At 56.4% G+C, this 12,967-nt stretch carries 13 protein-coding genes; 3 read left to right on the top strand and 10 right to left on the bottom strand.

What is annotated here, in order from left to right; translation table 11 throughout:
• Together AB1644_11165 and AB1644_11160 are read left to right on the top strand one after the other, a co-directional pair.
• Nucleotides 1–293: hypothetical protein (locus AB1644_11165; GenBank protein ID MEW6051602.1), on the top strand; the 293-nt coding region annotated here is incomplete at its 5' end.
• 476 nt (nt 294–769) lie between these two features.
• On the top strand, nt 770–2,014 hold the full coding sequence (locus AB1644_11160; GenBank protein ID MEW6051601.1) for a hypothetical protein: 1,245 nt from the start codon (nt 770–772) through the stop codon (nt 2,012–2,014).
• Between the two features lie 255 nt (nt 2,015–2,269).
• On the opposite strand, the gene AB1644_11155 is transcribed toward AB1644_11160, so the two are convergent.
• The 9 genes from AB1644_11155 to AB1644_11115 all read right to left on the bottom strand — a co-directional run bounded on the left by AB1644_11155 (nt 2,270) and on the right by AB1644_11115 (nt 11,931).
• A complete protein-coding gene (locus AB1644_11155) occupies nt 2,270–3,145 on the bottom strand; it encodes a tetratricopeptide repeat protein (GenBank protein MEW6051600.1) in 876 nt (291 codons plus the stop codon).
• Between the two features lie 20 nt (nt 3,146–3,165).
• Nucleotides 3,166–4,293, bottom strand: coding sequence for an N-acetyltransferase (locus AB1644_11150; GenBank protein ID MEW6051599.1), 1,128 nt, complete (start codon nt 4,291–4,293; stop codon nt 3,166–3,168).
• 4 nt (nt 4,294–4,297) lie between these two features.
• The gene (locus tag AB1644_11145; protein ID MEW6051598.1) at nt 4,298–5,524 is read right to left on the bottom strand and encodes an aminotransferase class I/II-fold pyridoxal phosphate-dependent enzyme; all 1,227 of its coding nucleotides are present in this window, start codon (nt 5,522–5,524) and stop codon (nt 4,298–4,300) included.
• 188 nt (nt 5,525–5,712) lie between these two features.
• Nucleotides 5,713–6,378, bottom strand: coding sequence for a hypothetical protein (locus AB1644_11140; GenBank protein ID MEW6051597.1), 666 nt, complete (start codon nt 6,376–6,378; stop codon nt 5,713–5,715).
• Nucleotides 6,379–6,502: 124 nt separating this feature from the next.
• Nucleotides 6,503–7,588 (bottom strand): 3-phosphoserine/phosphohydroxythreonine transaminase, encoded by a 1,086-nt coding sequence (gene serC / locus AB1644_11135; protein MEW6051596.1) that lies wholly within the window; start codon nt 7,586–7,588, stop codon nt 6,503–6,505.
• Nucleotides 7,589–7,638: 50 nt separating this feature from the next.
• Nucleotides 7,639–8,523, bottom strand: coding sequence for an NAD(P)-dependent oxidoreductase (locus AB1644_11130; protein ID MEW6051595.1), 885 nt, complete (start codon nt 8,521–8,523; stop codon nt 7,639–7,641).
• A 20-nt stretch (nt 8,524–8,543) separates the two neighbouring features.
• The gene (locus AB1644_11125; protein ID MEW6051594.1) at nt 8,544–9,791 is read right to left on the bottom strand and encodes a DUF1015 family protein; all 1,248 of its coding nucleotides are present in this window, start codon (nt 9,789–9,791) and stop codon (nt 8,544–8,546) included.
• Nucleotides 9,792–10,078: 287 nt separating this feature from the next.
• A complete protein-coding gene (locus AB1644_11120; protein MEW6051593.1) occupies nt 10,079–10,504 on the bottom strand; it encodes an SWIB/MDM2 domain-containing protein in 426 nt (141 codons plus the stop codon).
• 206 nt (nt 10,505–10,710) lie between these two features.
• Nucleotides 10,711–11,931 carry a metallophosphoesterase gene (locus AB1644_11115; GenBank protein ID MEW6051592.1) on the bottom strand — a complete coding sequence of 407 codons (1,221 nt, stop codon included), beginning with the start codon at nt 11,929–11,931 and terminating at the stop codon, nt 10,711–10,713.
• 178 nt (nt 11,932–12,109) lie between these two features.
• Here AB1644_11115 and AB1644_11110 point away from each other — a divergent pair, with 178 nt between their 5' ends.
• Nucleotides 12,110–12,337 carry a hypothetical protein gene (locus tag AB1644_11110; protein ID MEW6051591.1) on the top strand — a complete coding sequence of 76 codons (228 nt, stop codon included), beginning with the start codon at nt 12,110–12,112 and terminating at the stop codon, nt 12,335–12,337.
• Here the strand turns inward: AB1644_11110 and AB1644_11105 are convergent.
• Nucleotides 12,334–12,765, bottom strand: a complete 432-nt coding sequence (locus AB1644_11105; protein ID MEW6051590.1) for a hypothetical protein — start codon at nt 12,763–12,765, stop codon at nt 12,334–12,336. The genes AB1644_11110 and AB1644_11105 overlap by 4 nt on opposite strands.
• Nucleotides 12,766–12,967 lie beyond the last annotated feature (202 nt).

Below are 12,967 nucleotides of genomic sequence, written 5' to 3'. Positions count from 1 at the left end.
TAGTCAGTGTAGGTCAAGACCCCTTCATGGGCTCTGAAGTGGGTGGGGGTCTTGACACCCCGGGCATCAATTGTCAAAACCCCTCGCAACAAATCGCCAACGTTGGGGTTTTGACCTACAAGAACTCTGAAGTGGGTGGGGGTCTTGACACCCCGGGCATCAATTGTCAAAACCCCTCGCAACAAATCGCCAACGTTGGGGTTTTGACCTACAAGAACTCGGCGATATTCATCGCTGGCCAAAATATCAAAGTTCAAATCAAATGTCAATACAATTATGAAACACTACACTAGGTTGTACAGGTTTTAGGCGAGGCCCTCGGGTAGTGCGCAGTCGCTCTCAGTCCCGCAGTTGCAAACGGTTTGATTTACCCCGCCCCCCATTTTCCCCTCCGATTCCCCACTGATCCTGTTCGCAAGACTTCCTTTGAAGATAACTGTGTGCGCCGAAGTAGCCGTACGGAGGACGGCAGCGCCGAAAAAACAAAGAATGACAAAACGAACCCAATCGCTTGTTGTCATATAACCACTTAGCGACTCGGAGGCGCAAAAACGAACCCAATTAAACGGCCGGTGTGTCCGCCCGTTTGGGGGCAACTGTACCGGATGGTACGGGTAATCGATGGTCTCGAGGGTCGGGTGGGACCCGCTAATACGTTTGGAATCAATCACTTAACGCTAGCTGGCGGAGCGTGGCACGGAGGTTGTTTCTCCCAAGATGTCGTTAAAACAGATCGCGAAAAACCACTTTCTCTTTAGGAGAAGATGCCATGATTCGAAAGTTGTTTTTGATGATGTCGGCCCCGGCAATCGTGCTCTGGGCGGTCGGCTGCTCGAATAACCCGAGCGAGCCGAATCAGACAACCGACGTTTCCGCCCAGTTCGGCGGCTATACCACGAGCAACGAAGCTCCCGGGTTCGGCGACCCGACCCTCACGGCCGAGGCGTCCGCCGAAGTTTCCTATGATGATTCAATGGCCAACCTTCCGGTTATCGATTCCCTATTACGCGACCCGAATGCAGGCATTTATCACCTGCGCGTGCTGTGGGGACATCTGCGCTTTGATTCCACCGAGGCCGACTGGACCACGTGGGATGGTTCATTGACCCTTTCTCGCGGTGCCGAAGTTATTCGGCGGGTCATCAGGTTCGAAGACCACGACTCAATTCTTCCGCGCACCGACCGCAAGGTGATAAGCTGGGTTTCACGCACCCGTCCGCATTTCGACGGTCTCGCGGTGGACCTGTTCGTGCCGCCGCAGCGCCCGGTGCTCGACTCCAGCGTCACGATCACTATCGACTCCCTTGGCGACACCATTCGCGTAGTCGTGTATGACACGCTGTTCCCGCTTCCGGTGACGCTCACGTTCGAGACCGGTCCGTATACTCGCGCGTTCACATTGCCTGAATTGGTGAAGCTTGATACGATCGTCGAATTGGCTGATTCCAATCAGGTTGCGTTCTATGCCAACCGTTTCGACCGCATTCCGTGTCCGCGCGGTTTCCTTGTCGGCACCTGGGGGTTTGACTCCACGGGACAGGGAATATTCCGCGGTCTCTGGATGTCGCGCAACGGCTGGATTGACGGCACATTCGACGGCAAGTTCGGTCTCAACGATTCGGGCAAGAAAGTCTTCTACGGAAAATGGATCGACACCGAAGGACGATTCGAAGGTTTGATGCGCGGCTACTGGGGTGAGCATCCCAATTACCACGCGGACGCCATTGCCATGCTGCGCGCGGGCGGCTGGTTCCGCGGTGGGCTGTTCGACGGTAGCGCCAACCTGATCGGTGTGATCAAAGGTCACTACATGAGTTCAGAGGTCGGCCGGCTTGGCTTCATGATGGGGCGCTGGAAAATTGGGTGTCCGGATTTTGATGCTGACAACCATCCCGACGGCATGGGCGAAGGCTCGGGGGATCAGTATCGAGATCGTCCCGAAGATTTCGGAGGCATGCTGCATCGGCCGGGCGGTACTCCTGGCGGTAACGGCGGGGGTCACGGCGGAATGTAACATGCTCTAACCATAGAGCACGGTCTGCTCCGGACCGCGACCTGGGGCGGATCACCAAAACGCCGGCGCATCCCAAAAATGGCCGGCGTTCTTATTTGGATGTGGGGAGAAATACCGATGTGTCGGTTCACACGCTATCGCCGGATGCGATAGCGCAGGAACCGACACGACGAAAAGAATGCCCTGGTAATGAGAAGGACTCATCCACCGCAAGCGGTGGGGTACCCCTTGGGGTGGGTCAATTGCATGAGGTCTTTAGCGGAGTTCTTTTTCGAGGGTGTCGATGAGTGAGTCGATCCGGTAGACGGCGTCGACCTGGTTGCGAACCGCTTTGTACAACTCGAGCGCCTCGCGCTTCTTCGCCTTCTCGCTCTGCAGTGACAGTACGTTGGCCAGGTTCAGCTTGTACTGCGGGGTGCGCGTACTGTCGGTCAGAAGCAGAGTGCGGTACACCTTCTCAGCTTCGTCGTATTTCCCCTGATAGGCGGCGATAGTTGCGCGGGTGGCCACCAATTCGTTGCGCGGGCCGAATCGAGCAACGGCGGAGTCAATCACGCCAACGGCGACATCGAGTGACTCAACCACCAACAGCGCGTTGGCCAGTTGCAGGTAATGCAGCGCGCTGTCAGGGCGCGACGCCACCAGTTTGCGGAGGTAGTAGACGACATTCAAGGGTTCGTCGAGGCGAACATACATTTGCGTCAGTTGTTCGAGATAGATCTCGAGCGGGTCACCGGTGCTGACCAGCACCATAATCGCTCCTACCGCCTCCTTCCAACTCTTGGTGGCCACGGCAACACTGTAGACCTCGAGATTGATCTCGCGGTCCCCGGGATAGAGGATATCGGCCCGCTTGAGATATAACAGGGCGGAATCATAGATATAGTCGCGTTTGTAGCAAAGGCCGGTGAAATAGAGCAGGTCGCGGTCGGAGGGTTTGATCGCCAGTGCTTTGAGGAACGACTCGCGCGCTTCTTTGTACTGCGAGTTGAGGAACGCCTTTTGGCCACGAGCTTTGAGGTCTTCGATTTTTCCGGATTCGGTTTTGCAGGAGGTGAAAACAAAGGCCAGCGCTATCAGTATGAGAGAAGGTCGGCGAAACGAAAGAGCGCGTAATGAGTACCGGTGCATGATTTCCGAGCTCCTCCCGGTTACAGCGGCATCTCCATGATGCGATATTTCTTGAATACCTTCGCCCCCATGTCCTCGGCAGCGCGACACATGAGTTCGTTCGTCTCCAGAATCCAGGACAGCTCGGCCCAGGTATAGCCGCGCTTGACACCAGTCTGATACGTGTTGACAAACAGCATCATGTCGACGCCGCGTTTCTGGAACTCCGGAATGACGCCCATTGTTATCAACCGCACCCCGTTGACCTTGTTCTTGATTTTCGTGTGCCAGAACAGCTTGACCAGACCAAACGGAAACAGTTTCCCCTTGAGATATATCAGGGCCTGGTTGATATCCGGCACGGCGATGGAAAAGGCCACGGGCTTTCCCTCATGTTCGGCGATGAATACCATGTGCGGATCGACGATCTGCCGTAGGTTTTTGGCCATGTAGAAGAACTCGGTCTCGTCCATCGGTACGAACCCCCAATTGGGGGCCCAGGCCTGATTGTACACCGCGTTGATCCGTTTCACTTCGTTGTCAAAATCGGCCATGTTCAAAGGGCGGAGCGTGATCTGTGAGCGCGACTGAAACCGCTCGGTAACTTTCAGGATCCGCTCCGGAATGGGGGTCTCTTTGGTCAGGATAAACCCCAGCAGGTCCATGACTTTCTTGAGCCCGAACTTCTCGGCCAATTGCGGTTGGTACGGATAATTGTAGGTCATCATGACGGCCGGAGGACGGTCGAATCCCTCCACGAGAAAACCGATCTCGTGGTTGGTGGAGAAATTCATCGGGCCGCGCATCTTTTCCATCCCCTCGCGTTTGAGGGTAATCATGGCGACCTTCAGCAACTTCGACGCAATCTCACTGTCGTCAGGCGTATCGAAAAACCCGAAGAAACCCACTTTCTCGTGGTGGTAGTCGTTGTGGGTGTAATTGATGCAGGTAGCGATACGGCCGCAGACGGTCCGGTCCCGCATGGCGAGGAAGAGCTTGACCTTGGCAATCCGATAGAACGGGTTCTTCTCCGTCGAGAAAAATTCCTTACGCTCCACCGTGAGCGGCATCACGTAGTTCGGTTCGTTTTGGTACAGCTCGTTGGAGTAGTTGATGAAGCTGTTCAGTTGCGCCGGCGTTTCGACTTCGACGACTTCGATACTGCTCATGGCACTATGGAATAAGCCCGCGCCGCTGTCCTACGGCAGCTATGACTTCAACGACGCGATCCAGGTGAGCATCGGTGTGGGTGGCGGTGTACGAAGTGCGGATCATCGCCTGCCCCGGGGGCACAGCCGGGCTTATCACGGGATTGGTGAAAACACCTTCGTCGAAAACGTCTTTCCAGAAGGCAAAGGTGTCCAGGTCCTCGCCGACCACGATCGGGACGATCGGGGATGCGGTGTGACCGATATTGAAACCCAGCTCGCGGAATTCCCGCTGCATCCGTCGGGCGTTGCGCCAGAGATGCTCGCGGCGTTCAGGCTCCGCTTCGATGATATCGAGCGCCGTCAACACCGCCGCCGCCGAGGACGGCGTAATGGAGGCGGAGAAAATAAGCGAGCGGGCGGTATGCTGGATGTAATCAATAACTTTGGCGTCGCCGGCCACGAACCCGCCTAGCGAAGCGAACGATTTTGAGAAGGTCCCCATGATAAGATCGACTCTGTCGGTGACTCCGAAATGCTCGGCGGTTCCGGCGCCGGTCGGACCGAGCACGCCGATAGCGTGGGCATCATCAACCATAACTCGAGCGCCATATCGCTCGGCGGTGGTCACCAGATCCGGCAGATTGATAATGTCCCCCTCCATCGAAAAGACGCCGTCGACCACTATGAGTATGCCGCCCCGGCTGTTGATGTTTCGGACATTGGCCAGCACCCGGTCCAGGTCGTTCATGTCATTGTGCGCAAACTTGTATGTCTTGCCGTAGGAGAGGCGACAGCCATCAACAATGCAGGCGTGCACCTGGCGGTCGATAACGACAGCATCGTTTTTGCCGACCAGGCAAGATATGGTTCCCAGATTGGTCTGGAAGCCGGTCGAGAAGACAAGCGCGCGTTCCTTGTGGACGAATTTGGCCAGCCGGCGCTCAAGCTCCAGATGCAGATCGAGAGTGCCGTTGAGAAATCGCGAGCCGGTACAACCGGAGCCGAACTCAATGGCAGCCTTTGCGGCAGCTTCCTTCACCCTCGGATGATTCACCAGGCCCAGATAGTTATTGGACCCGACCATCACACAGGGGTGACCATCGACGATCACTTCATCGCCGGGCGCCGATTGAATGGGGTGAAAATAGGGGTAAATTCCAAGGGCCTTGACCTTATCAGGCTCGTGGAAGCCAAAGGCTTTCTCAAACAGGTCTCGATATTCTATCGCTGTCTTATCTTCAGCGCGCAAACAGACTCCTTCTGGAGTGGGTTAAGCCGAATTCCAATCCGCCATAAAACCCGATTTCCCTGTGCTTGTCAAGCAAATACAGGGTGTGACAGTCGGTTGGTGCCCACGTCGCGCCTGAGGCCTGTTCGGCGGCCACATGACGGAATCTGATGAATCGACTGCTCTCCCCGAAACGGGGAGAATGGAGCCTAACTCCCCACCCGGAATCCAGGAACCGCCATAAGAAAGTCGCGCCGCTCCAGCCAGAGCGTCACGGGTGGAGGGTTCACCGGCGGTTCGTCCCGCGGCCTCCAAAGAGCGGTGTCAATCGCCACGGTTGCATTAGACGTACGTGCCATAGACATCAGCACCCCGGTATGGGTGGTCGTGAACAGCGTGATCTGGAGAGTGTCGCCTCCCGACGGAATAGTCTGCCAATCCAGTTCGCCGAAGTTCTGCACGACGCGAAACGTCTTGACAAGTGTGTCGGGTGATATTGCAGGATACGAGACCCAGGCAGCCTCGTTGAAACGCCAGGTCAACTGCGCTCCGGTCAGCCGGAACGTCACGTAGGCGCTGTCGATGCGAAGGTCGGTTATAGCCTGTAGGGAATCGCCCCTGGCTGGGCGGGGCATCGCCGCCCGAAACGTAATTGCGAATTCGCTGGGAGCTTCAACCGGCGCTTGCCACGTGTCATACGTATTTCGGGCGATGATCCTGGGGGTGATACTCCATCCGGCGGCTGACACACCTGCTTCCGATCCCGGGAGGCGATACTCCCTCCGCCAGACATAGGTGCAGCCGGCGAGACCGATGATTGTCAGGACCAGGAGTGCGAGGAAGATGCGGGGCCTATGTAGCCTGAGCGAGTCCATTCTACAGTGCAGCCGTTGCTTTGAATGAATCTACGAGTCACTCCCCCCGTGAGCAACCCTCTGGGCCAAAAAAAACTGCCGGGCGGATACCCGGCAGCGTGTAGATGGCGAAGATCGCCGGAACTCAGTTGGCTTTCCTGAAGGCGTCCATGAAGGCCGCAAGCTGTTCGGCCCCTTCAAGCGGAAGGGCGTTGTAGAGTGACACACGCACTCCCCCGACATCGCGGTGCCCTTTCAGACCCACGAACCCGGCCCCCTTGGCCTCGCTGAGGAACTTCTTCTCGAGGTCTTCGGACGGCATGCGAAGAGTCAGGTTCATCCAGCTTCGACTGTCATGGTCAACCGTCCCGCGGTAATAGTCCGGGTACAAATCCATAATCTGATAGATGCGCTCTTTCTTGGCCATGTTAACACGCTCTACCGCCTTCAAACCACCCTGTTTCTTTATCCATTCAAGCACCAGCTTCACGACATAGACTGCAAAGACCGGCGGTGTGTTGTACAATGAGAGCTTGTCAGCGTGGGTCTTGTACTGGAACATGGTGTTCAAGCCAGTCTGGGCTTTGGCCAGCAGATCATCGCGGATAATCACAACCGTCGCTCCGGCCGGTCCGAGGTTCTTCTGGGCACCGGCATAGATCAGCGCGAATTTCTTGAAATCAAGCTGTCGGGAGAGAATATCGGACGACATATCGCACACTAGGGGCACAGTGCCGGTTTCTGGCCACCAGTGCCACTGTGAACCGTAGATCGTGTTGTTCGACGTAATGTGCAGATAAGCAGCATCAGAAGGGAATCTGATTTCGTTGAGTTTGGGTATCCGCTTGTACTTTTCTTCCTTAGTCGAGGCGGCCAGGTGCACCTGCCCAACGATCTTCGCCTCTTTCATGGCTTTGTTGGCCCACTCACCCGTATCGACATAGGCAGCCGTCTGCCCCTTGGGGAGGAAATTGAGCGGTATTAGCGCAAACTGGGTGGAGGCGCCACCGCCGACAAACAGCACTTTGTAATTGTCGCCAAGTCCCATGATCTCGCGGATCAGGGCCATGGCCTGATTGTTGATCTCTTCGTACTCGGCCGACCGGTGAGAAATCTCCAGCACCGACATACCGGTCCCGCGGTAATCCAGCAGTTCTACCTGAACGGTTTGAAGCACTTCCTTAGGCAGAATGGCCGGGCCGGGGTTGAAATTGTACACTTTCTTTGCCATTTCTATCGCCTCACAAAGACATTCGGAATTGAGACAGCATACTCATGCGGCTATTTCTTATGTGCAGCTACGTATTCGCCAATGATCATTTCGACCACGTGGCCAATGCGCAGCATGTTTTCCTTCGAAGATGCCCCAATATGCGGCGTGAATATCGTATTCGGCGCCTGTATGAGCGGCGAGTTGACCGGCGGGTCGGAGTACCAGACATCGGTGGCAAAACCGGCCAACTGGCCGGCCTTGAGCGCCTCAGCCACATCCTCCTCGACCAGGCACTCGGCGCGGCCGGTATTGATGAGGTAGGCACCGGTTTTGAACCTCGACAGCAGGTTCTTGTTCACGAAGCCCCGCGTTTCCGGCAGCGCCGGCATGTGCACGGACACAAAATCGGACTGTGCCACCACATCCTCGATGGGGCCAAGGATCTCAGCAAAGTCGGAGAAGAAGACATCCGGGTGCCAGGCCAGCACGCGCATGTTGAACGCCCGCGCCCGCACCGCCAGCGCCGTGCCGATCCTGCCCATACCAAGAATGCCGAGTGTCCGGCCGAACAGCTCGCTTCGTTCCAGCTCGGTTTTCAGCCATTTCCCTTCGCGCATCGAGGCATCGGCCTTGGTAATGTTATTGGGCAGCGCGATCATGAGGGCGAACGCCAGTTCGGCCACGGCGGTCGTCGAGGCCTCAGCCGTATTCTTGACGATGATCCCCTTCTTGCGCGCCTGTTCGACATCGATATTGTCCAGCCCGACGCCGCCCCGGATGATCAGCTTGAGATTTCGTGCGCTCTCGAGATATTCTTTGTTCGCCTTGGTCTTGCTGCGGACCAGGATTATGTCCGCCTCAGCGACCCGGTTCTTGTCGTCGGTCACCTCGCCATACTTGGCCAGTACCTGCGGAAGTGCCTTATCGAATTTGTCCGAAATGAGAATGAGCATCGTATCAGTCCCCTGCCTTCCTAATCTGTCAGCATATTCACGACCATGCCGTCGCGAAGTTTCGGTTCAAACCAGGTCGATTTGGGCGGCATGACCTCGCCGGCATCGGCCACCGTGAACAGCTGTTCTATCGATGTTGGGTAGAGTGAGAATGCGATCTTATAATTCCCGGAGTTGACCAGCCGCACCAATTCGGCGGTACCGCGGATTCCCCCCACGAAATCGATCCGCTTGTCGGTTCGGGGATTGATGATTCCCAGAAGCGGCGCCAGCAGATTCTCCGAGAGGATAGCGGCGTCTATCGACCGGGTAGGGTGTGTGGCGTCGAACGTCCCGGGCTTTGCAGTCAGCAGGTACCATCGATTCTCGGCGTACAGACCAAACTCGTGCACCCGTCGGGGGGTCAGTTCCCCTTGTGTGTACGGCGTGATCTCGAATGACGCCGCCGCTTTCTCCAGGAGCTGCGACGGGGTCAGGCCGTTGAGGTCCTTCACCACCCGGTTATATGGCAGGATATGCAGCTCGCGGTCCTGAAACAGCACGTTGAGAAAGAAATTATATGGCTCCTGGCCGGTGTGATGCGGATTATGCTCGCGGAAATGGCGCGCCACCTGAGATGCCGCCTCACTGCGGTGGTGGCCATCGGCAATATACAGATAGTCGAGGCCGGCGAAGGAGGCGATTATTTCCTTGATGGTGTATTCATCGGCCACTGCCCAGAGTTCATGCCGGATACCGTCGGAAGCCGTGAAATCGACCTGCGGTTTCTGCGCCGCAATCCTGTCAAATATGCCGCCGACTGTCGCGTTACATCGGAAGGCGGTGAACACCGGACCAACCTGGGCATTCACCTGGATGATATGATTGGCGCGGTCTTTCACTTTCTCGGGTCGCGTGTGTTCGTGTTTTTTGATGATCCCCCGGTCATATTCATCGACCGAGGTCAGCGCCACCAGGCCGGTCTGGCTCCGCTTGTTCATGGTAAGACGGTACACGTAAAAGCAAGGGGAGGGATCCTGAACGAGAATGGTATCGTGTCGGAGGCGATTCAGATTCTCCGCCGCTCGTTGATACACGATCGAACTGTACGGATCTGTGCCGTCGGGGAATTCCAGTTCGGACTTATTGACGCGAAGGAACGAGTTGGGATTTCCCTGCGCCATGGCGCGCGCTTCGGACGTGCTCAGGACATCATAGGGCGGGCAGGCAACACTCGCTGCTAATTCCGGTTTGGGTCGGACTCCCTTGAACGGACGAACAATGGACACGCGCCAAACTCTCCTTTGGAGTCGGTATTGTGAACAATTTCACAGCCGCGATAAGATACGTGTCGGACGCGAAAAGACAACTGTTTTGTAGCGGCGAGTGGTGGTTGCCTTCGTCGAACTCAACTGCCGATCTCGTTTGCTGCCGCCAAGTATCTGAGGCACAATCTGGCCAACTTACAACTACACGCTGGCGGGACCTGTCTCATGAAGGCACGGATTTCATCAGCAAAAGAAAAACAGGCCGGCGGAGAAGCCGGCCTGTCGTGAAGTCACATCGTGCAGATCGATTACTTCATGTGCTTGGCTACAAGCTTGGTCATCTCGAACATGGAGACCTGCCTGCGGCCACCGAAGATCGCCTGCAGCTTATCGTCGGCATTGATCATGCGACGATTGACGCTATCCTGAAGGCCATTGCGCTTGATGTAGGCCCACAGCTTTTTCGTGACCTCTGTGCGCGGAATCGGGGAACTCCCGACAACTGCGCCCAGATCAGGGGAGAGGGTCATCGCGCGCATAAACGCCGGATTGGGTTTACGCTTGCTGGGGGCTTTCTTCGCGGCCTTTTTCCGTGGCGCCGCTTTTCTTTTCTTTGGCGCCGCTTTTTTCCTCTTGGGTGCCGCTTTCCTTCTTGGCTTGGTTTTCTTGGCCTTCTTGGTGCCCTTCTTAGTGGTCTTCTTGGCTTTCTTGGTTGCTTTCTTCTTCGTAGCCATGTGTTGCTCCTTTAGCGTTAAAGGTTGTTTAGGGGTTTGTGTTGCTCTGTTTCTTTCCCTTTCAACGGACGACATCAGATGCTCCCCTGAAAAGCATCTATTCCCTGCGTCCGAGGCCAACATTAAATGTTTGAAAACTTAGCGCAAGAAAAATTTGTCAAAATGTAAAAAAAAATTGCACTTTTTTGAGCGAGCACTTTTTCGACTCACACGCCGCCTGACGCGATCGGCGTACCTTTTCGCAACACCACGAACGGCGCTTCGGCCGGACAACCAAGTCGAAACGGAAACCAGTGTCCCATTCCCGACGATGTGTACAGTTGACTCGGTCCGTTGATATAATGTCCCCACAGATAGCGATCCTGCCAGTAGGATTCGAACGCGGAGCGGCCAAACAGTCCGATCTGTCCCCCGTGCGTGTGGCCGGCCAGGGTGAGCGGAATGCCGCGCGCAGCGGCGATATCGAACGCATCGGGCCGATGACTCATCAGGACAATGAACTCGTCGTTGTGCGATCCCGAGAGGGTCCGGTCGATGGTGATCTCGTAAAAGCGCTCTTCTTTCTGCCCCATGCGGCGGGGATCATCGATGCCGCCCACGAACAGCGGAGTTCCCTTCGCCAGCAGATGCACTCCCTGGTTGACAAACAGCGGCACCGGCGACCGATCGAAAATGTCTCGAACCTCGCCGACCCCCCGGAAGTATTCGTGATTACCAAGCGAAGCATAACAGCCAAGCGGGGCCTTTATTTCGTGAAGCATTGAGAGCGCTCCGGGCAACTGCGCCAGATCATCGGCAATGTCACCGGTGACGAGCACCAGGTCGGGCGCCAATGGCATGGCTCGCTCGACCGCGTCCGCCAAATGGTCGAGCGTCACGTAGTGCCGCAGATGGATATCCGAGACATGCCATATTTTGAATCCCTCGAGTTCCGGCGGCAGATTTTCGAAGAAGAACTCTTTGCGCGGAATGCGCACCGGCTCAAATGCCCGCACCAGGCCGCCGGTTCCGGTCGCCAGGGTGATCAGGGGCGTGGCGGCAGCAACACCTTTCAGAAAAACACGCCGCCCGTGGTCGATCGCCGGGGCCGGTCTGCGGCGATGACGCTTGCCGATCCAGTCGAGCACCGTGTTCAGAAAGTGCAGAAGGCCCGAGACCGGCAATGACAGCATCAATCCCATCTCGAAAATGAACACCAGCATGGCGATCAATGCCGCGGGAAGCGATATCCAGTCCTTGGCCAGGTATTCGCCCAGCCCCCACACGGACACCATCGCAAAACCGGTCAGGGGGAGCGACCAAGCCAGCCGCCGAATCCGAGGGCGCGCCCACCAGGTGCGATTGAAAAGGCGAAGCATCAGTACGGCCAGCAGCCCGAAGATCAGGATAACTACGGCCGAAAAAATGATGGGGAAAAATGTGCGCACGAATTCGTCCTTATGTTGCCCGTCTGTCTGGTTATTAACGAGCCCGCGAAGGGCCTGGTTGCACTATTGTTCTTGTAACACTGGTCGCCCGGTCCGGTTTCATCCCAAGTACGGCACGATGACTCGCCGGAAACTTTCTCACGGGTTTGCGGTTGTCATTCTCTGATGGAAGGTAGACGTGTCTGAAATCAATCCGGTAGAAGAATCGACGGTCGAGGCTGTCTCGAAGCGAGGACCGAACCGCCGTGGTTGGCGAGGATTCCTGAGGTTTCCCAAGACATGGCGCGAAGTGCGGGCGCTTGGCTGGAAGTTCGTGCTGGCGTTCGTGCTGTTTTATCTGATACGTGACACGATCCTGTATATCGTCATCCCGTACCTGGTCTATAAGGGGATCATCAGCCGTTAGGCGGTCGAATTCAATTGGCGGACACAGGCCTCGTGTTCGGTCAGGATCTGTTTTCGCTCCCGTTCCAGTAGCTCGTGGTCGGAGCGCATCTGCGACAACAGAAGCTCCAACTGTTCCAGTTCGGCCCGGATCAACGGCTCCGGCAGCATGTCGGCAAGCACTTTGGACCCCAGAGACATTGACAGGTGAATGGCCCGTTCGTGTTCCGAGCGGATCTTCCGGTGCACCTTGAACATCGCCTCATGCAGCTCTTTCAGCCGCACGTGATTGTGCTTCTCACCATAATAGGCCACCAATCGCTCATGCTGCTGTTCGAGCGAGCTTTGGTCCAGGCGCATGGCCGAAAGCCGGCGATGGAAACTCTGTTCCTCGCTGACGATCTGGTCAAGCAGGCGGCTGAACTGGCGTTTAATTGATTCTTCCGTCATAACCTCTCAATATGGACTGTCTCATCCCAAATAAGCATGCCGGCGGCGGTGTGACAAGGGGAATTTGAAGGGTAGGATTAGATGGTGCTCAAGTCTACGGGTTCGGCCGTCCTGGCGTCCTCCCCCAGGGCGGCCGAATGAATGACGAGTGAAGCTATGCTATTCGCTCGCAAACGCCGGGCAGTTCGCAACAGATCCGCTG

The organism is Candidatus Zixiibacteriota bacterium (assembly GCA_040753875.1).
In the GTDB taxonomy this organism is placed as follows: domain Bacteria; phylum Zixibacteria; class MSB-5A5; order GN15; family FEB-12; genus DATKJY01.
The sequence above is the reverse complement of the archived record's forward strand: the minus strand, read 5'-3'. Positions and strand labels throughout refer to the sequence as shown.